The sequence below is a fragment of the Blautia sp. HCP3S3_B11 genome, assembly GCF_052064435.1.
Taxonomy (GTDB): domain Bacteria; phylum Bacillota; class Clostridia; order Lachnospirales; family Lachnospiraceae; genus Blautia_A.
This window is the reverse complement of record NZ_JBQHVP010000007.1, coordinates 115,964-141,011: the sequence shown is the minus strand read 5'-3', so window position 1 is coordinate 141,011 and position 25,048 is coordinate 115,964. Positions and strand designations below refer to the sequence as shown.

Genomic DNA, 25,048 nt, shown 5'->3' with positions numbered 1-25,048 from the left:
GAAATTGTCGGTCAGCATGATTATGCTTCGGATGATACAGCTATTTCTTACAGAAGCTGTACACCCTTGGCTTCAGCCTCTTTCATAACTTCTTCCGGCCACAGGGAAGCGTGTACTTCACCGATATGGGCTTTTCTGAGGAAGAACATACAGATACGGGACTGGCCGATACCACCGCCGATGGTGTATGGAAGTTCTTTGTTCAGGATTGCTTTCTGGAAAGGAAGCTCACGTCTGTCGTCGCAGCCTGCGATAGTCAGCTGTTTGTCAAGGGCGTCTTCATCAACACGGATACCCATGGAAGAGAGCTCCAGTGCGATGTCAAGAACCGGATAATAAACGAGGATATCACCGTTTAATTCCCAGTCATCATAGTCCGGCGCACGTCCGTCGTGGCGTTCTCCGTTAGTTAATGTCTTACCAACCTGCATAAGGAATACAGCGCCTTTTTCTTTAACGACTTTGTATTCACGTTCCTTAGGAGTAAGATCCGGATACATGTCAACCAGTTCCTGTGTGCTGACAAATGCGATCTCTCTTGGAAGGATTTCTTCGATATAATCGTACTGAACAGCCATATATTTCTCTGTTTTACGAAGAACGCTGTAGATCGCGCGTACGGTGGATACAAGTGTGTCCATGTTGCGCTCTTCTTTGCTGATGATCTTTTCCCAGTCCCACTGGTCTACATATACAGAGTGGATGTTATCCAGGTCTTCGTCTCTTCTGATGGCAATCATGTCTGTGTAAAGACCTTCACCATGAGCGAAACCATATTTCTGTAATGCGTATCTTTTCCATTTGGCAAGAGAGTGTACGATCTCGGCATTCTCTTTCTGTCCTTTGATATCAAAGCTTACCGGGCGTTCTACACCGTTTAAGTTGTCGTTCAGACCGGATGACGGATTTACGAATACCGGAGCGGAAACTCGCAGCAGATTGAGCTTCTGGGAGAGCGTCTGCTGGAAGAAATCTTTCACAGTCTTAATGGCAATCTGGGTATCGTGGAGATTTAAAGCTGACTGATACCCGTCAGGAATTTTAATCTGATCCATTATTGGAATCCTCCTACAATTCTGTATTTGCATATTCCATAGCAAAATAATAAAATATTATAGATGTTCTGCATTATTTTATTGTTCAGCTATTGAGGAATATCCATTAATCATTTGTTACAGATTACTAAGTGAATGGCAACAATCCTGTTACGGTTCATTCAGTTCTCAGTAACACAATCTTTCACTTCGCTATTATAACAGGAAAATATCTGTTTGACAATTTCCACCTTGCAAGATTAGTGTAAAATGTTACAATAAAAATAACAGAAAATCGGATTATGAAACGGATTACGGATAATTATAGAATATAGGGGGAAGATATATGGGAAAGAGATGCCAGGTTTGTGACGGGCCGATCGTAAATGGAAGATGTAAATATTGTGGAATGCCATATAGAAATGATTTAGAACTGTATCATCTGAACGAGGATCGGTCAGAGCATTACCGTCATGCGTCGGCGAAAGTGAGAAAGGTTATGGCCGAGAGCGAGATACCACTGCCGGACAGAAATAAAACGGCAAATAAGTCTTCGAAAACCAGTACGGTAAAAAAGACAGTGCCGAAGGCAAAAACAGAAAAAGTGCAGACTTCAGTAAAAAAAGCGTCGGCAGGACAGAATGTCGGCACTCGTACATATACCACGAATCGAAATCCCGTACAGAAGCGGAAAGAGAAGAAAAAGAGCAAAAAGGGAGCAACTGTATTCTGGATCATTGTTGTAATTTTACTGAGTGTTGCAGCACAGACCGAAGAGTACTGGGATAGTATTGGATATAGAATTGAGTCGTTTATCAATGATGAGTTTGGAATAAATCCCGGCAGTGTTTTTTCAGACAGCGATGATGGGGAAACAGAGACAAAAGACTGGGATAATAAAGTCAGTAAGGTTGCGGAATCAACCGAGAATATTCAGGACACCGAACCGGATACTTATATTTTCGCAGGAGAAAGTTATGTGGTTGGAGAGAATTATATAAAGACACAAGAAGGCATCTATGGTTTAGAGGATATAGAGTATGAATTTTTAATTGAGCCGGGAGAATATAAGATTAAATCTGGCTGGGAAGAGGTGGCACTGGAGATTAAGTACACTACAGGAAAGAAGAAAACTGTAAAATTTGACGAAGCAGGACAGCAGGAGAGAATGGAATTACATGCAGGGGATGAGGTTTCTGCGGTATCTCTGGACGGTCAAGAGAATTATCTTGCATTATATAAAATTCAGCAATATGACGAATAATTTTTTTGCTCTTCCCTTTTATCATAGTCTGTGCTATACTTGATAAACGTACCACATATAGAATAAATTGTGGACAACGAAAGAAAATAATACTATATCTTGTATATGGGAGCGGAAAGTATGATATATGTAATAAAGAAAGATGGCACAAGAGAAGAGTTTAATTCACAGAAAATCGTAGCGGCAGTAAATAAGTCGGCGGCCAGAATCTTATATACATTTTCTGACAAAGAGAAAGAATTTATCTGCCATTTTGCGGAAGAACATGCAGAAGCACTGGGCAAGAATGAGATACAGATCCAGGAGATGCATAATATTGTGGAAGGAGCACTTGAGAGAGTGAACCCGGCTGTAGCCAAGAGTTATCGTGACTACAGAAATTACAAACTTGACTTTATCCATATGATGGATGATGTATATACGAAGAGTCAGGCAATCCGTTATATCGGTGATAAGAGTAATGCAAATACAGACAGCGCACTGGTTGCTACGAAGCGAAGCCTGATTTTTAATGAACTGAATAAAGAGCTTTATCGTAAATTCTTCATGAACCGTAATGAACTTCAGGCTTGTAAAGATGGTTACATTTATATCCATGACCAGTCAGCACGTCTTGATACTATGAACTGCTGTCTCTTTGATGTCGCATCCGTGTTAAGCGGCGGATTTGAGATGGGAAATGTATGGTATAACGAGCCGAAGACATTGGATACAGCGTTTGACGTTATGGGGGATATCATCCTGAGCACCGCTGCACAGCAGTATGGCGGATTTACGGTACCTGAAGTGGATAAGATTCTTGCTCCGTATGCACAGAAGAGCTATGATAAATACATTCAGGAATTTATGAAGTACTCTGATGCGAGCTGGACCGGACGTGAGGAGCGTGCAATCGAGTATGCACTTGATAAGGTCCGCAGAGACTTTGACCAGGGATGGCAGGGAATCGAGTACAAGCTGAACACAGTGGGATCTTCCAGAGGAGATTATCCGTTTGTGACAGTAACTCTTGGACTGGGAACTAAGCAGTTTGAGAAGATGGCAAGTGTATCTCTTCTTGAAGTGCACAAAGGCGGACAGGGTAAAACAGGACGTAAGAAACCGGTGCTTTTCCCGAAGATCGTATTTCTGTATGACGAGAACATTCATGGAAAAGGCAAGATCAGTGAGGATGTATTCGAAGCAGGCGTTGACTGCTCTGCCAAGACAATGTATCCGGACTGGCTTTCTATGTCCGGAAAAGGATATATTTCCAGTATGTACAAGCAGTATGGAAAGGTTATCAGCCCGATGGGATGCCGTGCTTTCTTAAGCCCATGGTATGAACGTGGCGGAATGCACCCGGCAGATGACAAGGATGTGCCTGTATTTGTAGGCAGATTTAACATTGGTGCGGTAAGTCTTCATCTTCCGATGATTCTTGCGAAAGCGAGAGCAGAGAGCAGAGATTTCTATGAGGTACTGGATTTCTATCTTGAGATGATCCGTAATCTTCATATCCGTACGTATGATTATCTTGGACAGATGCGAGCTTCTACCAACCCGCTGGCATATTGCGAGGGTGGTTTTTATGGCGGACATCTGAAACCGAATGAGAAGATTGGAAAGATTCTGAAGCCGATGACAGCCTCCTTTGGTATCACAGCGTTAAATGAGCTTCAGGAGCTTTATAATGGTAAATCTATCGCTGAGGACGGACAGTTTGCACTGGATGTTCTGAAATATATCAATAAGAAGGTAAATGAGTTTAAAGAGCAGGATGGTTACCTTTATGCAATTTATGGAACACCGGCAGAGAGTTTGTGTGGTCTGCAGGTTGAGCAGTTCCGTAAGATGTACGGTATTGTCAAAGGTGTTTCTGACCGTCCGTATGTGAGCAACAGCTTCCATTGTCATGTGACAGAGGATGTAACTCCGATCGAGAAACAGGATCTGGAGGGACGTTTCTGGGAACTGTGTAATGGCGGTAAGATTCAGTATGTACGTTATCCAATCGATTATAATCGTGAAGCAATCCGTACACTGATCCGCAGAGCGATGTCTCTGGGATATTATGAAGGAGTTAACCTTTCTCTTGCTTACTGTGACGACTGTGGACATGAGGAGCTTGAGATGGATGTGTGTCCGGTTTGCGGTTCCAAGAACCTGACTAAGATTGACCGTATGAATGGATACCTCTCTTACAGCCGTGTGCATGGTGATACACGTCTGAATGAAGCTAAGATGGCAGAGATTGCGGAACGTAAATCTATGTAAATATAAAAAATATGAAAGTAAAAACCAGGGAGTTTTGCAAATGAAATTATCTGCAAGACTCCCTGGTTTTTTATATGATAGATTTTATATTTTATTATTTAATGATAGTTCCGGTCTTTTCATAATATCCGTCTTTTGCATGAGAGATATCTGTGATAATAGTTCTTCTGCCATCACCCTTTTCAATGAAGGCAATCCCTGCTTCAAATTTAGGGAGCATGGAACCTGGTGCGAACTGGTTCTCATCCATGTATTTCTTTGCTTCATCTACGGTGATGGTGTCAAGATATTCTTCATTGTCCTGACCAAGGTTTAAGCTGACTTTCTCTACACTTGTGAGAATCAACAGGGTATCTGCGTTTAATTCCTCTGCAAGAAGTCCGCTGGAAAGGTCTTTCTCGATGATCGCACTTGCACCATGAAGGTCGATTCCCTGTTCCATAACCGGGATACCGCCACCGCCTGCAGCGATTACTATCTGTCCTGCATCTACAAGAGTACGGATTGTTTCAAGTTCTATAATCTTCTGCGGCTTCGGAGCTGCTACGATTCTCTTATAAGTTCCGTCTTCAAGTTTGGTGACGAAATTTCCTTTATTCTCTTCTGCTTCTGCTTCGTCCTCGGTGAGTACACGTCCGATGATCTTCTCTGGTTCTGCGAAAGCATCATCATATGGATCAATTACAACCTGTGTAAGAATAGTTGCAACAGGTTTGTAGATACCACGTGAGATCAGCTCTGCGCGAATAGCAGTCTGAAGGTCATATCCGATATAACCCTGACTCATAGCTGAACATACGGACATAGGTGCAAATGTATAATCCGGATGTGCCTTTCCGAATTCATTCATAGCTGTATGAATCATTCCGACCTGTGGACCGTTGCTGTGTGAGATCACAACTCGGTTTCCTGCTTCTACAAGGTCTGCAATCGCTTTGGCTGCTTTCTTTGCAGCAATTTTCTGCTCTGGCAAGGTGGTTCCTAATGCTCTGTGGCCCAGTGCAACTACTGTAATTTTCTCGCTCATGGGAAATACCTCGATTCTTTAATATTGTGAAATTTTTGTGCGTTACTGAGAATGGAGTAAACAGTAACGTGTTGTCTAAATATTCAATCACATTGATAAAATACATTATAAAAGACTGGCAGAAGAATTGCAATAGAAAAGTGCTATTGAATACAAACAGTTACTGTTCACTCTGTGCCCAGTAACACGCTTCGCGATGCAAAAAATATAAACCTCCTTGTGCAAAGCCCAAGGAGTATCGTTTGCTTCGCAAACTTAATTTATGCTATTCGCATAAATTCGCGCGGTATGTCTCGGGATTTTGGCATTCTCATGCCAAAACACCTCGCGGGATAGTGGCGTGTGAACAGTAACTACAAACATACAAACAGCCCCCGCATTTCTGCGAGGGCTGTTGTTCTTTTTGAGGGGGGAGATAGAGAGTGGTTTTTCATCTATCCAAGATCTATTATATGGGTAAAATATGTTCAAAGTATGTCGAATTTCTGAAAGAAACGGTAAATTTCTAAAAGAATTATAAACAAAAACGAAAAAGAAAAAGTGGTATCTTGTTTTCCGGTCAGATACATGCTAAAGTAGAGTTACATTACTGAATGTAGTGTGAAATCTGTTTCTGCATTCCGCAGAACCGATATTCTTACGTTGCTGATTTACAGTGTAAACAGTGACATTCTTACGGCTGTTTAAAGGAACAGCAATATTTCCAGGCATCAGGTCGGTGCGATGACTTCAAATGATTTCTTATTTGTGCAATTGGGAGAGGGGGAATGTGTATGTCTGTACCCATAATATGTTACTGTTTACGCTGTTTTATGTAATGCACTTTGCAGGATTAAAGCGCGTGAACAGTAAACTATAATACCACTCAAAAGATGAAATGATGTTATAAGGAATGTATTGGCGGAAATTTTTGTGTGATTATCCGCTGGATAAAAATAAAAAATGAGACAGAATTTCAGGAGATTGAGACTATGAAAAAAAGAATATGGAATCAGTTAAAAAAAGTAGCTGTACTCGCTGCTCTGGCAGGAATAGTGGGAAATTGTGTGGCTTCGGCGTCGGAATTTAGTGCACAGGAGGAGCAGAAAGTTCTGTTAAAACAGAGTGCTCAATGGACAGATGAGAAGAATTTCCAGGCAGAAGTTTGTCTGGAATTAAGTGGGTTAAAAGAACTGTGCACAGAGATGTCCGAAAATGGAAATGCTATTTTGGAACAGCAAAATGTGCAGACCGGACAGAATGAACAGGCAGTTGAAACAGAACAGCCTGATGAAGAGGACTATATAAATGAAAATGCCCAGGCGGCAGAAGAAATGCAGTTGGAGAAAAATACCCTGTCAGATGACGAAGATGTTTATGACGAAGATGCTCAGGATGAAGATATTTTTTTGGAGGAAAATAATCAGGCCGGAGAAAACGGACAGGCAGAAGAAAATAAACAGCCGGCAGAGGAAGGGCAGGGAACAAGTGACGGTCAGAACCCTGAAAACAGCCAGCAGGCTTCGGATGTCAGATACTTTCTTACAGCATACATGTCCGAGTATTTTCAGGTGGATGAAACAGGATTGAAGCATGATATGCAGGCGGAATCTGTGAAAATTCAGAATCAGAAAGGTCAGGAAACAGAAATTACGAAACTTACCTGCGAAGTACCGGTTAAAGATGCACAAGCAGATACATTCGGTCTTAAAATACCGGTTTCACTGAGGGAGGAATATCGGATTTCTCCTGTTTCGGTATCCTATCCGGTGTGCCAGGATAAACTGTCTTTGAAAGAACAGACACAGGAAGCACCAGGTGCTTATTTTTGGAAAAAGGCAGAGGATAAGGCTCAGGTGCTTGCAGTAAGTGACGCAGCTTCTCTACAGGTGGCAGAGGCAAAGGCAGGGATTGAGGCAGAATTGCAGCCGGAAGTGGATAAAACACGATCTGGACAGAAGATTTCTTATGCATTAACAGTAAGTAACACAGGAGAACTTTCTCTGGAAAATATTGAGGTACGCAGCTCTTTTTCTATGGAGAATATAAAGGCCTCCTGGGAACAGATGGATGGATTTGTGGCAGATAGCGCACAGGGAGTAATTACTGCTTTACAGCCTGGTGAGACAAAGAAACTTCGCATGAACTTGCAACTTACAGAGAATCAGTCAGGAGAACTGATCCATACCGTGACTTTGAAAACCGGATATCCGGGCAAAGATGAGGAGATCAGTTGTCAGACAGATGCGCAAGTGGCAGTAGAGGAATTAAAAGCTGCATTTGAAGTGGACAAGACAGCGGACAGAACACAGGCATATCCTGGAGATATGATTACTTATCAGATTTGTATCAGAAATACAGGAGAGCGGACGCTGCATTCGGTTCTTAGCACAGAGAGATTTCAAAATGCCGGAATTCTGGCGAAATTTGTGCAGAAGGAAGGGGTAACATTAAGCAATAATGGAACACAGGCCTTGATTCCACAGATTGCACCGGGAGAAGCTTTTGCACTTTATGCGACAGTGACGATTCCACAGTATTTTACAAGCCAGGAACTTGTCAATGAGGTGACGGTAATTTCTGATGAGACAGGCAGCCAGATCATGAAATCGCAGTCAAATGTTACTCTGACAACGAATACAAATACAGCGACCGTTACACCGGAGCCTACACCTGTAACAGTGCAGACTTACAGCGATGGATATGGCTATGCGTCAAAGTCTGCCGGTGCATATTCCGCTGCAAGTAAACCAAAGACAGGAGATGAGACGGAAATAGCATTGTATATCGTATTGGGGATTTTTGCAGTGATGTCAGGAATCAGTGCGTTTTATTATCTGAGAAGCCAAAAACGACATTGAAACGGGTGAGGAGGTGTGCTATTCTTATATAGAATGATGTTAGGGTCAAAAGGTTTTTTGACCCTAACTTGATATCACGGATTGCTCCGCAGCTGTGCTGCTCCCGCAATCCTTCAAATATTCGGAATTCGCTGATTTACTGCGTAAATCGCTACTTCCTCATATTTGGCGGGCCCCAGGTTCAAAAGCTTTATCGTGCAAGCACGAACAGCTTTTTGACCTTTTGACCCTGGTATCATAAAAAACTTCGCCCGAATCCTTCTGAGATTTCGGGTTGGCAGGAAATGATATGGAGGATTAAAATGAAATTAGTATCCTTATTAGAAAGACTGGAATATACATGCCTTCAGGGCAGTACAGACCAGGAAGTGAAGAATGTTATTTACGACTCCCGAAAAGTCGAAGAAGGTTCTCTTTTTATCTGTATCAGAGGTGCGGTAGTGGACGGTCATAAATTTGCTCCGGATGTGATCGCAAAAGGAGCAAAGGTACTGGTTGTAGAGGAAGCTGTAGAAGCACCGGAAGATGTAACCGTTATTCTTGTGAAAGATACAAGATATGCAATGGCATTTATTTCTGCTGCATATTTTGGCCATCCGGCGGAGAAACTTAAAACAATCGGTATTACAGGAACTAAGGGAAAGACGACTACTACTTATATGGTAAAATCCATTCTGGAAAATGCCGGATATAAAGTAGGTCTGATCGGAACTATCGAGGCAATCATTGGTGATAAAGTGATTCCGGCGAAGAATACAACTCCTGAATCCTATATGATCCAGGAATACTTCCATGAGATGGTAGAAGCCGGATGTGACTGTGTTGTTATGGAAGTTTCTTCTCAGGGACTGATGCTTCACAGAACGCAGGGATTTATCTTTGATTTCGGTATCTTTACAAATATTGAGCCGGATCATATCGGACCGAATGAACACAAAGATTTTGATGATTATCTCAGATGCAAATCCTTATTGCTGAAACAGTGCAAAGTTGGAATCGTAAACAGGGATGATGAACATTTCGAGAAGATTATAGAAGGTCATACATGCAGTCTGGAGACTTATGGATTTTCGCCGGAAGCAGACCTTCGCGCAGAAGATGCAAAACTGGTCGGAGGAAAAGGTTATCTGGGAATTTCCTACCATTTAAAGGGACTTCTGGATTTCCACGTAGAAATTGATATTCCAGGTAAGTTCAGTATTTATAATTCACTGACAGCAATTGCAATCTGCCGCCATTTCAAAGTTTCAGAGGAGAATATCCTGAAAGCTTTAAAGGTAGCGAAAGTAAAAGGCCGTATCGAGATGGTGAAAGTTTCTGATGACTTTACACTGATGATTGATTATGCTCACAATGCAATGGCACTTGAGAGTCTTCTGACAACGCTGAAAGAATATCATCCGCACAGACTGGTGTGTCTGTTTGGATGCGGAGGCAACAGGTCAAAGCTTCGCCGCTATGAAATGGGAGAAGTTTCAGGAAAGCTTGCAGACCTTACGATTATCACTTCTGATAATCCACGTGATGAAGAACCTCAGGCAATCATTGATGATATCAAAGTCGGTATGGCAAAAACAGATGGAAAATATGTGGAGATCGCTGACAGAAAAGAGGCAATCGCCTATGCCATCCATCATGGCGAACCTGGTGATATCATTGTTCTGGCAGGTAAGGGACATGAGGATTATCAGGAAATTAAAGGAAAGAAATATCCGATGGATGAACGTGTTCTGATCGCAGATATTCTTGCAGGAAAATAATAACAGGAAAGAGTTCATGATATACGCTGATATAATAATTGATATTTCCAGTGATAAACTGGACCGGAGCTTTCAATATCGTGTACCGGAAAGACTAGAGCAGGAGATAAAGGTGGGGATGGTAGTATCCATCCCCTTTGGAAACGCCAGCCAGCCACGTAAGGGATATGTGACAGGATTATCAAGAGAGCCTAAGATAGACGCTGAAAAAATAAAAGATATCTGTGAGATCTGCAGTGGCGAAGAGACGACAGAATCCCGTCTGATCGCATTGGCAGCCTGGATGCGGGAAAACTATGGTTCTACTATGATCCAGGCTTTAAAAACGGTACTTCCCATTCAGGAGAAGATAAAGGCAAAAGAGAAGAAATATATCTGCCTGGACATTCCGGAAGAGGAGGGGCGTAAACTGCTTGCGGATCTTGAGAAGACAAGATTCCGGGCAAGGACAAGACTTCTGAGGGAACTTCTTGAGAAGAAGAGACTGGATTTTGCTTTTGCTTCAAAGGAATTGGGGGCTACATCTGCTGTTGTAAAAAAAATGCAGGAGCAGGGCGTTATACGCATAGAATATGATGAAATAATGCGAAATTCATTAAATACCGGCGATATCGTGGCTGAGGATTCACTGCCTCTTACGGATGAACAGGAAACAGCGGTAAAACAGATTCTGGAAGAGTGGGAAAAGCCATTTCCCCGTCCAATGTTGATTGAGGGCGTGACTGGAAGTGGGAAAACCCAGGTATATATGAAATTGATCGAGAGCACAATCGCTCAGGGAAAACAGACAATCGTCCTGATTCCTGAGATCGCGCTTACTTATCAGACTGTGCGCAGATTTTACGCGAGGTTTGGCGATAAGGTGTCGGTAATCAATTCCAGACAATCCCAGGGAGAACGTTATGATCAGTTTAAACGTGCAAAAAGGGGAGAAGTTCAGGTGATGATCGGGCCAAGATCAGCATTGTTTACGCCGTTTGGAAATCTGGGGCTGATCGTTATTGATGAAGAACATGAGCCTAGTTATAAGAGTGAAAGCAGTCCACGTTACCATGCAAGGGAAACAGCCATTAAGAGAGCCAGTCTGGAGAATGCGAGAGTCGTAATGGGCTCGGCAACACCATCTGTGGAAGCTTACAGTCAGGCAATGAAAGGTGTTTATGGTCTTGTCAGATTAAATGCCAGATATGGAAGCAGACCTATGCCGCAGGTATCGATCGTAGATCTGCGAGAGGAATTAAAAGCCGGCAACAGATCTGTACTCAGCAGAGAATTGAGGGAAAAGATGAAACTCCGGTTTGAGAAGAAAGAGCAGGTGATACTCTTTCTGAACCGCAGGGGATATGCGGGGTTTGTTTCCTGTCGTTCCTGTGGACATGTGATGAAATGTCCGCATTGCGATGTCTCGTTATCAGAACATAATAATGAAAGACTTTTATGCCATTATTGTGGATATGAGATCAGAAAACCTCAGGCATGTCCGGTATGCGGATCACCTTATATCGGTGGCTTTAAGGCCGGAACGCAGCAGATCGAGAAAGTGGTAAGAGAGACTTTTGTGGGAGTCCGTACGCTTAGAATGGACTTTGATACAACAAGAACGAAGGGTAGTTATGAGAAGATTCTGGCATCTTTTGCCAGACATGAGGCGGATGTGCTGATTGGAACGCAGATGATCGTCAAAGGTCATGACTTTCCGGATGTGACACTGGTAGGTGTTGTTGCGGCAGATTTGTCATTGAATGCAGAGGATTATCGGTGTGCAGAGCGGACATTCCAGCTCTTGTGTCAGGCAGCAGGACGTGGCGGCCGTGGTGAGAAACCGGGAGAAGCAGTGATACAGACGTATCATCCGGATCATTACAGTATCCAGGCAGCAGCGGTGCAGAATTATGAGGCTTTCTATGAGGAAGAAATGAGTTATCGCACGCTTATGGATTATCCGCCGGCTGCACATATGATGGCAGTTCTTGGATCGAGTCCGTCAGATGAGATTCTGGTTCAGGCAATGCATTATCTGAAACTGTACATACAAAGGATTTACAAAGAAAACGACCTTCATGTAATAGGACCGGCGTATGCGGCAGTTGGAAAAGTAAAGGATATTTATAGACAGGTGATTTATTTAAAACACGAAGATTATCAGGTATTGGTCAGAATCAAAGACCAGCTTGAAAAATATATAGAGATAAATTCCGGTTTCCGGAATATATATATACAGTTTGATTTTAGTTAATTAACGAAGCAGAAGAAAAGGAGAATGAAGAAATGGCACTTAGAACAATCAGAGTAGAAGGCGACGAAGTACTTACAAAGGTCAGCAGACCGGTGGATAAAATGACACCAAGAATCCATGATCTGATTACAGATATGCTTGACACCATGTATGATGCGATGGGTGTTGGCCTCGCTGCACCGCAGGTGGGAATTCTCAAGCGTATCGTTGTAATTGATATAGGAGAAGGTCCGATCGTGCTGATTAATCCTGAAATCATTGAGAAATCCGGAGAGCAGACTGGTGACGAGGGATGCTTAAGCGTTCCTGGAATGGCAGGACAGGTAACACGTCCGAATTATGTAAAGGTAAAAGCACAGGATGAGGATATGAATGAGGTAGAATACGAAGGAGAAGGCCTTCTTGCACGTGCATTCTGTCATGAACTGGATCACCTGGATGGACATATGTATACAGAGCTGGTAGAGGGAGAACTTCACCATGTTTCTTATGATGAAGAAGAGGAATAATATTCTGATTGCATAAATTCGCATCGGATCTCTAGGGCTTTTGATATATTCATTCTGAAACGCTTCCATAGAATAGCAGTGTGTGAATAATAATGCAAATATACGTCAGTATGAATACACAGCAGAAAGAAAAGGTGACATATAATTATGAAAACAGTATTTATGGGAACTCCGGATTTTGCAGTGCCGCCGTTACGTGCACTGGTGGAAGCCGGATATGAGGTTGCAGCAGTAGTAACCCAGCCTGATAAACCAAAAGGAAGAGGCAAGACATTACTGCCGACACCTGTAAAAGAAGAGGCTCTTATGCATGAGATTCCTGTATATCAGCCGCAGAAGGTAAGAAATAATCCGGAATTTCTGGAGACTTTGAAGGAAATCAATCCGGATATCATTATTGTTGCTGCTTTTGGACAGATTATTCCAAAAGAAGTTCTGGAACTTCCGAAGTTTGGATGCATTAATATTCATGCATCACTTCTTCCGAAATACAGAGGTGCAGCCCCGATTCAGCAGGCAGTAATTGACGGAGAAAAAGAATCCGGTGTTACGATCATGCAGATGGGAGAAGGCCTTGATACCGGAGATATGATCTCAAAGATCGTGATTCCGTTATCACCGGAAGAAACAGGCGGAAGTCTGTTTGGAAAACTTGCACAGGCGGGAGCAGAGCTGCTTATCAAAACTTTGCCATCCATTGAGCAGGGAACAGCAGAATTTAAGAAACAGCCACAGGAGAGTCCGACACCATACGCATCCATGATCACCAAGCAGATGGGACTTATGGACTTTAACAGATCGGCAGAAGAGCTGGAACGTCTTGTACGCGGGCTGAATCCATGGCCGAGTGCTTATACTTTTATTAATGGAAAAACTCTGAAAGTATGGAAATGTAAAGTCAGTGCAGAAGAAACAGATGCTGCACCGGGAACGGTATTTCTGACAGATAAGGAAGGAATCCATGCCGCATGCGGACAGGGGGCGCTGATTCTTACAGAAGTACAGTTAGAAGGAAAGAAACGTATGGATACAGAGGTTTTCCTTCGTGGATATCACATTGAAAACGGAACATGTTTTACAGATCATAAGGGGTGATTAGATGTACGGATATTATTTTGATCCTACTTATTTTTTACTGGTCATAGGAATGCTGTTATCTCTGGCTGCATCAGCAAGGGTAAAGAGTACCTTTGCTATTTACAGCAGGGTGCGCAGTGCATCAGGACTTACAGGGGCGGAAGCTGCCAGAAGGATTCTTCATATGGCCGGAATCACTGATGTTACGGTTGTGCCGATATCAGGCAGCCTGACGGACCACTATGATCCGAGAAATAAGAGACTGGCACTTTCACAGGATGTATATGACAGAACATCCGTTGCTGCTATCGGAGTTGCAGCCCATGAATGCGGGCATGCGATCCAGGATGCAACAAACTATGTACCGCTGAACCTGCGTTCTGCGATCGTACCGGTGGCGAATATTGGATCAACACTTTCCTGGCCATTATTTCTGGCAGGCTTGATTTTCTCTATTCGGTCACTTTTAACTCTTGGAATCATACTGTTCACTTTTGCAGTTCTTTTCCAGCTCGTGACTCTTCCGGTAGAATTTAATGCTTCTTCCAGAGCGCTGAAAATGCTTGGAAGTTCCGGAATGCTTGGAACAGATGAAGTAAAAGGAGCAAAGAAAGTTCTTACAGCAGCAGCACTTACTTATGTTGCTGCGCTTGCTGCATCTATTCTGCAGCTTTTAAGATTGATCATACTGGCCGGAGGAAGAGACCGTGACTAATGGAATAAATACCAGAGAACTGATATTACAGATTTTACTGGAAATTGAGGAAGAGGGAAAACACAGTCACATTGCGATTCGTAATGCCCTCTCCAAATACCAGTTCCTTCCAAGACAGGAGAGAGCTTTTATCACCAGAGTATGTGAGGGAACCCTGGAATATCGTATTTTAATAGATTATATAATTGATTCTTATTCAAAAGTAACTGTAGATAAAATGAAACCCGTAATCAGGGAAATTTTAAGAAGTGCTGTGTATCAGATCCGTTTTATGGATAGCGTACCAGACAGTGCCGTATGTAATGAGGCTGTGAAGCTGGCACAAAGAAAAGGTTTTTACAGCCTGAAACCGTTTGTCAACGGAGTGCTTCGGACGATTGCAAGAGAATGGAAGAATCTGAAGCTTCCGTCCAGGGAGGAGAATCTGGTCAGATATTTATCTGTCAGATATTCCATGCCGGAAACACTGGTAAACCGCTGGCTTGCGGATTACGGTGAAGAGAAGACAGAGAAAATTCTTGCAGATTTCCTGACAGAGAAGCCAATCACTGTGAGATGCAGAATACATAAATTCCCACAGGAAGAGATTTATCAGAGTCTTATAGATCAGGGAGTGGAGGTAAAACCGGCACCGTATCTTCCATATGCATATGAAATTTCAAATTATAACCATATTCTGGCGCTGGATGCCTTTATCCATGGAAAAATCCAGGTGCAGGATGTAAGTTCTATGCTGGTTGCAGAAGTTGCCGATCCACAGAAAGGTGACTACATTATCGATATATGTGCAGCTCCCGGAGGAAAAAGTCTCCATGTGGGAGATAAAATGGGAGATTATGGAACCGTAGATGCCAGAGATGTAAGCCAGTATAAGGTAGACCTGATTGAAGAAAACATTCACAGAACAGATTCTATCAATGTACAGGCACATGTGATGGATGCCACAGTATTTGATGTGGATTCAGAGCTGAAAGCGGATATTGTTCTTGCAGATGTTCCATGTTCCGGATATGGAGTGATTGGCAAGAAGCCGGAGATCAAATACAGGGTAACTCCGCAAAAGCAGGAAGAGATCGTAATCTTACAGAGGACGATCCTGGATCGTGCCGCTGAGTACGTGAAACCGGGTGGAGCACTGATCTTTAGTACCTGTACGATTGCGAAGGAAGAGAATGAAGAGAATATGATGTGGTTTATGAATAATCATCCATTTAAACTGGAGAGTATTGATCCATATCTGCCGGAAGAACTGCATTCAGAGACGACAGCGCTTGGATATCTTCAGCTTTTGCCGGGAGTACACAAAACGGACGGCTTCTTTATTGCGAAATTCAGGAGAAAATAAATAATGACAGATATTAAGTCAATGACAATAGATGAATTAAAGGAACTGATGACTGCTCTGGGTGACAAGCCGTTTAGGGCTAAGCAGATATACAGTTGGCTACATGAACATATTGTGACTTCGTATGATGAGATGACGAATCTTTCCAAAAGTCTGCGAGAGAAGCTGAAAGAGTACCCGATCACGGCACTTGAGGTGGTGGATGTACAGACATCTAAGCTTGATGGCACACAGAAATATCTGTTTCGCCTCAGTGATGGAAATGTGATCGAGAGTGTTCTGATGAGATATAAGCATGGAAATTCTGTCTGTATCTCCTCGCAGGTAGGCTGCCGTATGGGATGCAGATTTTGTGCATCTACGATTGGTGGCCTGACCAGATGCCTTCTGCCGTCAGAGATGTTGGATCAGATTTACAGGATACAGGCGCTGACAGGAGAACGAGTATCAAATGTTGTAGTGATGGGAACAGGAGAACCCCTTGATAATTATGAAAATCTTCTTAGGTTTATACATATCCTGACAGAAGATGGCGGGCTTCATATCAGTCAGAGAAACCTGACTGTTTCCACCTGTGGACTGGTTCCGAAGATTTATGATCTTGCAAAAGAGAAACTTCAAATGACACTTGCACTTTCCCTTCATGCGCCAAATGATGTAAAACGCCGGGAACTGATGCCGATTGCCAATAAATACAGTATGGATGAGGTTTTGCAGGCCTGTCGTCATTATTTTGAAGAAACAGGGCGCAGGATCACATTTGAATACAGTTTGGTAGCGGGAGTAAATGACGGTGATGAGGATGCCAGAGAGCTTTCCGGCAGAATCAAAGATATCAACTGTCATGTAAATCTCATTCCTGTAAACCCGATCAAGGAACGTTCCTATGTGCGTTCAACCCGCCAGGCGGTGGAGAATTTCAAAATAAAACTTGAAAAATGTGGAATAAATGTTACTATTAGAAGGGAAATGGGCAGTGATATCGACGGTGCCTGTGGACAGTTAAGAAAAAGTTATATGGAAAAAACAGAAAGCGAGAAGTGACATGAGGATATATTCAGCTACTGATGTCGGGCAGAAGCGGAAGATGAACCAGGATTATGTGTTCGCCTCCGCTGAGCCGATTGGGAATCTTCCGAATCTGTTTGTCGTTGCAGACGGAATGGGTGGTCATAATGCAGGAGATTATGCATCCTCCCATGCAGTTACATCTATGGTGGAGGAGATCCGCCAGGATGCGGATTTTAATCCAATCAAGGTGATTCGTCATGCCATTGAATGTGTGAATACCGAAATTCTTACTCAGGCACAGCAGGATGAAAAACTGAGAGGAATGGGAACTACAATGGTAGCTGCTACGATTGTGGGACATTATGCTTATGTGGCAAATGTAGGTGACAGCAGACTTTATGTAGTCGGCGAACAGATCCAACAGATAACAAAAGATCACTCATTGGTGCAGGAGATGGTAAGGATGGGAGAGCTTGATGCAGAGCAGGCAAGAAAACATCCTAAGAAAAATATCATCACAAGAGCGCTTGGAGCGGAAAAGACAGTAGATATTGATTTCTTCGATCTGAAACTGGAACCAAGAGATGTGGTTTTGATGTGTTCGGATGGACTGAGCAATATGGTTGAGGATAGCCAGATGCTGGAAATCATTTCTGACACTGATACAGACCTGGATGAAAAAGGCAGGATACTTATCAGAGAAGCAAACCGTAACGGCGGCAAGGATAATATTGCAATTGTTTTGATAGAACCATTCGCAGATGAGGTGAAAGCATGTTAAAAACAGGAACGATCATAGCCGAACGCTATGAGATATTAGGTAAAATTGGTACCGGCGGAATGGCGGACGTATACAAAGCAAAAGACCATAAGCTGAATCGGTTTGTTGCTGTAAAAGTCCTTAAGCCGGAATTTCGTGAGGATACAACATTTATCCGCAAATTCAGAAGTGAAGCCCAGGCGGCAGCAGTTCTGACACATCCAAATATAGTCAACGTATTTGATGTCGGAGATGACAACGGCGTTTACTATATTGTTATGGAACTGATAGAGGGAATTACTCTTAAGGAGTATATTTCCAAGAAAGGGAAACTCTCTGTAAAAGAAGCGACAAGTATTGCGATTCAGGTGTCTATGGGACTTGAGGCAGCACACAGTCATGGAATCGTACATCGTGATGTGAAACCGCAGAACATTATCATCTCTATGGATGGTAAGGTAAAAGTTACAGATTTTGGAATTGCGAGAGCGGCATCTTCTAATACGATAAGCTCTAATGTAATGGGATCTGTTCATTATAGTTCACCGGAACAGGTACGTGGCGGATACAGCGATGAGAAGAGTGATATTTATTCACTTGGTATCACCATGTATGAGATGGTTACCGGCAAGGTTCCATTCGACGGGGATACAACAGTAGCAATCGCTATCAAGCATCTTCAGGAAGAGATGGTCCCACCGAGTGTCTACACAGAGGAACTGCCACACAGTCTGGAGCAGATCATTCTGAAATGTACACAGAAGAGTGTTGACCGCCGTTATCAGAACATGGAGGATGTGATCGCAGATTTGAAACATTCTCTTATTGATCCTCAAGGGGATTTCGTAATTCTGACATCAGTAGATAATGAAGCAAAAACTGTTGTAATTTCAGATAAAGAGCTCGGCGAGATCAAGCATATGCCAAAGCAGATTGCGAAATCAGAACCGGAAGCTCTGGAAGAAGAAATCAATGAGACTGATTATGATGATGAACCGGAAGAGAAGTCTCGCAGAAAGAAATCAGGAAAGACTGAGAAGAAGAAAAAAGGCGGCGGTCATGGATTGACGATCGCAGTGCTTCTTCTGGGAGTTGTGATTCTTGTTGCAATCATCCTTGTTGCAGGAAAAGCATCCGGATTACTTGGAAGCAAGAGTCAGACAGAGACAAAGACAGAAACAACAGATACATCGAAAACTGATGATGACGGAATGGTTACTGTACCGGATCTCGTAGGAAAGACAGAGGATGAGGCAAAGAATATCACAAAAGATATGAAACTTGGTATCCAGCCGATGGGTGAGGAAACTTCCACTCAGGCGAAGGGAATGATTTCTTCCCAGGATATTCCACAGGGAAGTAAGGTAGAACAGTATACGACCATTAAATATTATATCAGTAAGGGTGCGCAGCAGATCACAGTTCCTGATGTAGATGGACAGACTGGTGTGGATGCACAGCAGACTCTTGAAGATATGGGATTGACCGTTAATGTTCAGAAAGAATACAGCGAATTAAATGATGATGGCACTCCGCTTGTTGATCCTGGATATGCATATTCCACAACTCCGGATGCCGGAACATCTGTTTCGGCAGGTGATACAGTTACACTGGTTGTCAGCCGGGGTGTTGACTATGGTGACAGTGTAGAAGTTCCGAGTGTTGTCGGAATGACAAAGAATGATGCAGTTACTACTTTTGGTAAATTCCTCAATGTAGAAGTAAAAGAGGAAAGAAGTACAGATGTAGCTGCCGGAGAGGTAATCTCTCAGGAACCGGAAGCCGGCAACTGGGAAGAGCCGGATACAGTTAATGTTGTGATTACAGTAAGTACGGGAGATCAGGATCCTGCATCTGTGCAGAATACGGATACTGCAAATGCAGCAGGTACATCAGACAGTGCTGCACAGATAACTGATACTGCATCAACAGATAACAGCGCGGCTGTGGCAGCAGGAGAAGTGTGGAAATGTACCCAGACTCTGAATACTCCGGCAGGATATACAGGTGGTCCGGTCCGTCTGGAACTGATTCAGAATGTAAACGGAACACCGACAGCATCTGTTGTTCTGCAAGATCAGGTAATACAGTTCCCATATGATCTGGATATCACAGGAGCACCTGGTATCAGTGAAGGTACTTTATATCTGTCCGAGCAAATTAACGGAACTTATCAGGAACTTGGAAATTATTCCATTACGTTCGCTAAGGCAGAGTAATCCATGCAGGGAAAGATAATTAAAGGGATTGCAGGATTTTATTACATCTATGCAGAGAATGATGAGATTTATGAATGCAAAGCCAAAGGAATATTCAGAAAAGATAAACAGAAACCTCTTGTCGGGGATAACGTGGAAATTGAAGTTTTGGATGAACAGGAGAAGGAAGGCAGTGTAACTGTCATCCTTCCCAGAAAAAATTCACTGATACGTCCGGCGGTTGCCAATGTAGATCAGGCGTTTGTGATTTTTGCAATGGAGAATCCGAAGCCTAATTTTATGTTGCTGGATCGTTTCCTGATCATGATGGAGAAGGAAGAAGTTCCGGCAGTGATATGTTTTAATAAGAAAGATCTCGCAAAACAGGAAGAACTGGAACTTTTGTATGAGACATATAAGAGTTGTGGATATCATGTGATTTTTTCCAGCACTTTCAACGGAGACGGACTGGATGAAATCCGGGAGATTCTCCAGGGAAAGACAACAGTAGTTGCCGGCCCTTCAGGTGTGGGAAAATCCTCAATTACTAATGCATTGCAGGAAAATGTACAGATGGAAACAGGGGAAATAAGTAAGAAGTTAAAGCGTGGAAAACATACGACACGTCATTCGCAGGTGATTCCGGTAGGGCATGACACCTATCTGATGGATACGCCTGGATTTTCTTCTTTATACCTTACGGATATAGAAGAGCAGGAGCTTAAAGATTATTTTCCAGAGTTTCGTAAATATGAAGATCAGTGCAGATTTCAGGGATGTAGGCATATCCATGAACCGGACTGTGGCGTAAAGGAAGCGTTGGCTGAACACAAAATCAGTCAGCTTCGATATGAAGATTACCTGGGACTTTATGACGAATTAAAAGAGAAAAGGAGATTCTAATTATGTATCAGTTGTGCCCTTCTATTTTATCGGCAGATTTTAACCGTTTGGGCGAACAGATCAAAATTCTGGAGAAGGAAGGGATCGAATGGCTCCATATTGATGTTATGGATGGTGATTTTGTACCAAGCATCTCTTTTGGAATGCCGGTGATCAAGTCTATTCGAAAGGAATCAAAGATGTTCTTTGATGTACATCTTATGGTGACTGAGCCTGAGAGATATATCAGAGACTTTGTTGAATGTGGTGCAGATTCTATTACAGTGCATGCAGAAGCATGTGAAGATTTAGAGAGAACAATTGAACAGATCCGTGAAGCCGGTGTGAAAGTAGGAATTTCTATCAAACCTGCTACGCCTGTAAATGACATTAGCCATATGCTTCAGGATGTGGACATGGTTCTTATTATGACTGTACAGCCGGGATTTGGCGGACAGAAATATATGGATGAATGCACAGAGAAAATTAAGGAAGTACGTGATCTGATCGAAGCTGAGAATCTGGATGTAGATGTTCAGGTTGATGGCGGAATCAATGATGAGACAATGGAAACAGTGTTGACAGCAGGCGCAAATCTGCTGGTAGCCGGTTCTTATGTTTTCAAGGGCGATCTGGAGAAAAATGTAAAACATGCAAAAGAACAGATGGATGAGATCATAAGAAAAATTGACTGAGGAACAGCATGATAGATACGATAATTGTAAGCGGGGGCGATATCCAGAGTGATTTTGCCCTCTATTTTTTAAAAAAGAATATAGAAAAAGCCGGAAGAGAAAATATACGTCTGATCGCGGCGGACCGCGGTCTGGAGTTCTTTCTGGATTATCTGATCTTACCGGATGTAGTGATTGGAGACTTTGACAGCCTTTCGGAGGATGGAAAAAATTTTCTGGAAATGCAAAGCGAAGATATTCCATACGGTGGGATGTTGGAGTGGAAATTGCAAAAAGGTGAAGGAAAAGTAGTCGAAGTCGTGCGTTTGCGCCCTGAGAAGGATGATTCCGATACACAGTCTGCAATGAACTATGCAATCCAAAATGGCGCGAAAGAAATTGTGATCCTCGGCGTGACAGGAAACAGAGTAGATCATCTGATGGCGAATTTCGGTCTGCTCATCCTGGCGCAGAAACAGGGCGCAGAGGTGGCACTGGCAGATCGCTATAATTACATGAAGCTCATCTCCGGCGGAACTATTCTTAAAAAAGCAGAACAGTTTGGAAAGTACGTGTCATTTTTCCCGTTGGGAGGAGATGTGACAGGTCTGACACTGGAAGGATTTAAATATCCTCTGGATAAATACCACCTGACAACTGCTGACAGCGGACTGACGGTCAGCAATGAAATCAGTGAGGAATATGCAAAAGTAACTTACGAATCAGGAACGCTTCTTATGATTATGTCGCGAGATTAACCGAATCAGGTAAGTCCCTTGCTTCATTTTATTTTTCATATCTCTTGTATCGCCGATATTGTCACATGTGCAGTGAACAGCAACTTGCACATCATAAGGGGTTATGATAAAATAATGAAAGTATTTGTGAAAAAATATAAAAGATGACAAAAGTAAAGGGCTCTTTTGCCTTTGCCATCATACAATTTGATCTGATGCGATTATCATAAGATCAGTACATTAAAAGGAGAAATATTAAAGAGATGAAACTGGGAATTGTTGGATTACCAAACGTTGGAAAAAGTACTTTATTTAATTCATTGACAAAAGCAGGAGCAGAATCCGCAAACTATCCATTCTGTACGATCGACCCGAACGTAGGTGTCGTTACTGTGCCGGATGAGAGACTGAAACTTCTGGGTGATTTTTATCATTCTAAGAAAGTGACACCTGCTGTGATTGAATTCGTAGATATTGCAGGACTTGTAAAAGGAGCATCCAAAGGAGAAGGACTTGGAAACCAGTTTCTTGCAAACATCCGAGAGGTAGATGCAATCGTTCACGTAGTACGTTGCTTCGAGGATTCCAATGTCATCCATGTAGACGGAAGCATTGATCCTCTTCGTGATATCGAAACAATCAATCTTGAGCTGATCTTCTCAGACCTTGAGATTCTTGAGAGAAGAATCGCTAAAGTTACAAAGACAGCACGTATGGACAAAGAGGCTGCCAAAGAACTTGATTTCCTTCAGAAAGTAAAAGCACATCTGGAAGATGGCAAGATGGCGATTACTATGGAACTTGAGAGCGAAGATGAAGAGGGTTGGATGGCTACTTACAATCTGCTCACATGGAAACCAGTGATCTATGCGGCAAATGTTGCAGAGGATGATCTGGCTGATGACGGTGAAAATAATGCACATGTACAGGCAGTACGCAAATATGCGGCAGAACAGAACAGTGAGATCTTTGTAATCTGCGCAGAAATCGAAGAAGAGATTTCCGAACTGGATGAAGATGAAAAGAAAATGTTCCTCGAAGATCTTGGATTAACAGAATCTGGTCTTGAGAAACTTGTAAAAGCAAGTTATCATCTCCTTGGACTGATGAGTTTCCTTACTGCCGGTGAAGATGAAACAAGAGCATGGACCATTAAGATCGGTACAAAAGCTCCTCAGGCAGCAGGTAAGATCCACACAGATTTTGAGCGAGGATTTATCAAAGCTGAAGTTGTAAATTATCAGGATCTTCTGGACTGCGGTTCCTATGCAGGTGCCAGAGAGAAAGGTCTTGTAAGAATGGAAGGTAAAGAATACATTGTACAGGATGGAGATGTAATTTTATTCCGTTTCAATGTATAATAAACGGGTGATATATGGAAATGTCGATACGTTTTCCGGGACTTGACCTGGCTTTGAGTTATGTGCCCCGTTCATTTCAGATATTTGGAATGGAGTTTACCATTTATGGTGTGCTGATCGCAATCGGTGCACTTCTGGGGATGGGGCTTGTGACACTTGAGGCGAAACGAAGTGGGGAAGACCAGAATAAATACCTGGATATGACGATTATTTCGCTTTTGTTCTCTGTGGTCGGTTCCAGGCTGTTTTATGTGGCTTTTTCATGGGAACTTTATAAGGGAAATTTAAATGAAATCCTGGATTTTCGAAATGGCGGATATGCTTTCTATGGAGGCCTGCTTGCCGGCTGCTGTGCAGCGGCAGTATTTTGTAAACTTGCAAAGATGTCATTCTGGCGGGCAGCGGATATTGCAAGTATGGGAATTCTTCTGGGGCAGATAATCGGGCGCTGGGGAAATTTTTTTAACAGAGAGTCCTTTGGAGAATATGCAGATTTTCCATGGGTAATGCAGCTTCCGCTTTCTGCTGTGCGTTCAGGGGAAGTTTCCGGAAATATGCGTGATAATCTGCTGACTATAGATGGGATTTCATATATTCAGGTACAGCCGGTTTTTCTCTATGAAAGTCTGTGGTGCCTGATTTTATTGCTGTTATTACTGGCTCTTAGAAGGAAGAAAAGATATGAGGGAGAATTATTTATGATCTATCTGGCAGGATATGGTCTCGGAAGATTCTTCTTCGAATGGCTCAGAACAGATAAACTTTATATTCCGGGAACAAAACTGGGAATTTCTCTAATAATTTCTGCGGCATTGTTTATCATATGCACACCGGTAGTGATCGTGCGTGGAGTGATGACACACAAAAGAGATGCCATACGCAGGCGGAGGAGAAAACGTTTTCTGCTGGATGAAATACGGAAAAAAGAGAATGAGGAGCAGAAAGATACTTCTGAAGTCAGTACCGAACTGAAAATAAAAGCACAGTCAGGTACTGATAAAGAGGTCAGCCTGTTGAAGTTAAATAAGGAACATCTGAATGCAGACATAAGTAAGAATGCAGAATCAGAGACAAAGATGCAGGCGGATGCAGATAGATATCAGGAAATACAAAATTTACCAGAAGAACAGAAGCAAGATGGGCAGAGTATTCCATCAGAGATAAATGATCAGCTTGAGAAAAATAAAAATGCTGATAAAAAAGAAACGCAGACAAAAGTAGCTGAAAAAAAATCAGAAGAATCAGATGAAAATGTGAACTGGGAAAACTCAGAATATGCACATATTCCAGAACAGTGGAGGCAACATGTGGGAAATTCTCCCACAAATTTTAAAGAAGATTTATAAAAAACAACAGATCTGA

At 42.6% G+C, this 25,048-nt stretch carries 19 protein-coding genes; 17 read left to right on the top strand and 2 right to left on the bottom strand.

The features are described from left to right. Positions 1 to 47: 47 nt before the first annotated feature. On the bottom strand, positions 48 to 1,055 hold the full coding sequence (gene asnA / locus ACTNC0_RS07200) for an aspartate--ammonia ligase (RefSeq protein WP_441086870.1): 1,008 nt from the start codon (positions 1,053 to 1,055) through the stop codon (positions 48 to 50). 325 nt (positions 1,056 to 1,380) lie between these two features. On the opposite strand from asnA, the gene ACTNC0_RS07195 reads away from it, so the two are divergent. Together ACTNC0_RS07195 and nrdD are read left to right on the top strand one after the other, a co-directional pair. Beyond that, entirely contained in the window at positions 1,381 to 2,298 is a 918-nt protein-coding gene (locus ACTNC0_RS07195) for a hypothetical protein (RefSeq protein WP_441086869.1), read from the top strand. A 120-nt stretch (positions 2,299 to 2,418) separates the two neighbouring features. Further along, positions 2,419 to 4,554, top strand: a complete 2,136-nt coding sequence (gene nrdD, locus ACTNC0_RS07190; RefSeq protein ID WP_441086868.1) for an anaerobic ribonucleoside-triphosphate reductase — start codon at positions 2,419 to 2,421, stop codon at positions 4,552 to 4,554. A 94-nt stretch (positions 4,555 to 4,648) separates the two neighbouring features. On the opposite strand, the gene arcC is transcribed toward nrdD, so the two are convergent. Beyond that, positions 4,649 to 5,581, bottom strand: a complete 933-nt coding sequence (arcC, locus tag ACTNC0_RS07185; RefSeq protein ID WP_441086867.1) for a carbamate kinase — start codon at positions 5,579 to 5,581, stop codon at positions 4,649 to 4,651. Between the two features lie 971 nt (positions 5,582 to 6,552). Here arcC and ACTNC0_RS07180 point away from each other — a divergent pair. The 15 genes from ACTNC0_RS07180 (at position 6,553) to lgt (ending at position 25,032) form a co-directional block, all read left to right on the top strand. After that, on the top strand, positions 6,553 to 8,421 hold the full coding sequence (locus ACTNC0_RS07180; protein WP_441086866.1) for a DUF7507 domain-containing protein: 1,869 nt from the start codon (positions 6,553 to 6,555) through the stop codon (positions 8,419 to 8,421). Positions 8,422 to 8,723: 302 nt separating this feature from the next. Continuing rightward, positions 8,724 to 10,181 carry a UDP-N-acetylmuramoyl-L-alanyl-D-glutamate--2,6-diaminopimelate ligase gene (locus ACTNC0_RS07175; RefSeq protein WP_117674365.1) on the top strand — a complete coding sequence of 486 codons (1,458 nt, stop codon included), beginning with the start codon at positions 8,724 to 8,726 and terminating at the stop codon, positions 10,179 to 10,181. A 16-nt stretch (positions 10,182 to 10,197) separates the two neighbouring features. Next, positions 10,198 to 12,417 carry a replication restart helicase PriA gene (gene priA, locus ACTNC0_RS07170; protein WP_441086865.1) on the top strand — a complete coding sequence of 740 codons (2,220 nt, stop codon included), beginning with the start codon at positions 10,198 to 10,200 and terminating at the stop codon, positions 12,415 to 12,417. Positions 12,418 to 12,449: 32 nt separating this feature from the next. After that, a complete protein-coding gene (def, locus tag ACTNC0_RS07165) occupies positions 12,450 to 12,926 on the top strand; it encodes a peptide deformylase (protein ID WP_441086863.1) in 477 nt (158 codons plus the stop codon). Between the two features lie 147 nt (positions 12,927 to 13,073). After that, complete coding sequence (gene fmt / locus ACTNC0_RS07160; protein WP_441086862.1) at positions 13,074 to 14,021, top strand: methionyl-tRNA formyltransferase; 948 nt, start codon at positions 13,074 to 13,076, stop codon at positions 14,019 to 14,021. 4 nt (positions 14,022 to 14,025) lie between these two features. Continuing rightward, positions 14,026 to 14,718: a zinc metallopeptidase gene (locus ACTNC0_RS07155; RefSeq protein ID WP_441086861.1), complete on the top strand. Its 693-nt coding sequence runs from the start codon at positions 14,026 to 14,028 to the stop codon at positions 14,716 to 14,718. Then, a complete protein-coding gene (gene rsmB, locus ACTNC0_RS07150; protein ID WP_441086860.1) occupies positions 14,711 to 16,063 on the top strand; it encodes a 16S rRNA (cytosine(967)-C(5))-methyltransferase RsmB in 1,353 nt (450 codons plus the stop codon). Before ACTNC0_RS07155 ends, rsmB begins: the two co-directional genes overlap by 8 nt. Before the next feature lie 3 nt (positions 16,064 to 16,066). Continuing rightward, on the top strand, positions 16,067 to 17,107 hold the full coding sequence (gene rlmN / locus ACTNC0_RS07145) for a 23S rRNA (adenine(2503)-C(2))-methyltransferase RlmN (RefSeq protein ID WP_441086859.1): 1,041 nt from the start codon (positions 16,067 to 16,069) through the stop codon (positions 17,105 to 17,107). Position 17,108: 1 nt separating this feature from the next. Continuing rightward, entirely contained in the window at positions 17,109 to 17,855 is a 747-nt protein-coding gene (locus tag ACTNC0_RS07140) for a Stp1/IreP family PP2C-type Ser/Thr phosphatase (RefSeq protein ID WP_441086858.1), read from the top strand. After that, positions 17,849 to 20,053, top strand: coding sequence for a Stk1 family PASTA domain-containing Ser/Thr kinase (gene pknB / locus ACTNC0_RS07135; RefSeq protein ID WP_441086857.1), 2,205 nt, complete (start codon positions 17,849 to 17,851; stop codon positions 20,051 to 20,053). Before ACTNC0_RS07140 ends, pknB begins: the two co-directional genes overlap by 7 nt. 3 nt (positions 20,054 to 20,056) lie before the next feature. Further along, positions 20,057 to 20,935, top strand: a complete 879-nt coding sequence (gene rsgA, locus ACTNC0_RS07130) for a ribosome small subunit-dependent GTPase A (protein WP_441086856.1) — start codon at positions 20,057 to 20,059, stop codon at positions 20,933 to 20,935. Beyond that, positions 20,935 to 21,609 (top strand): ribulose-phosphate 3-epimerase, encoded by a 675-nt coding sequence (gene rpe / locus ACTNC0_RS07125; RefSeq protein ID WP_441086904.1) that lies wholly within the window; start codon positions 20,935 to 20,937, stop codon positions 21,607 to 21,609. Before rsgA ends, rpe begins: the two co-directional genes overlap by 1 nt. Before the next feature lie 8 nt (positions 21,610 to 21,617). Beyond that, on the top strand, positions 21,618 to 22,346 hold the full coding sequence (locus ACTNC0_RS07120) for a thiamine diphosphokinase (protein ID WP_441086855.1): 729 nt from the start codon (positions 21,618 to 21,620) through the stop codon (positions 22,344 to 22,346). Between the two features lie 242 nt (positions 22,347 to 22,588). After that, positions 22,589 to 23,686 carry a redox-regulated ATPase YchF gene (gene ychF, locus ACTNC0_RS07115; protein ID WP_441086854.1) on the top strand — a complete coding sequence of 366 codons (1,098 nt, stop codon included), beginning with the start codon at positions 22,589 to 22,591 and terminating at the stop codon, positions 23,684 to 23,686. A gap of 20 nt (positions 23,687 to 23,706) precedes the next feature. Next, positions 23,707 to 25,032, top strand: coding sequence for a prolipoprotein diacylglyceryl transferase (gene lgt, locus ACTNC0_RS07110; protein ID WP_441086852.1), 1,326 nt, complete (start codon positions 23,707 to 23,709; stop codon positions 25,030 to 25,032). The last annotated feature ends 16 nt before the right edge of the window (positions 25,033 to 25,048 follow it).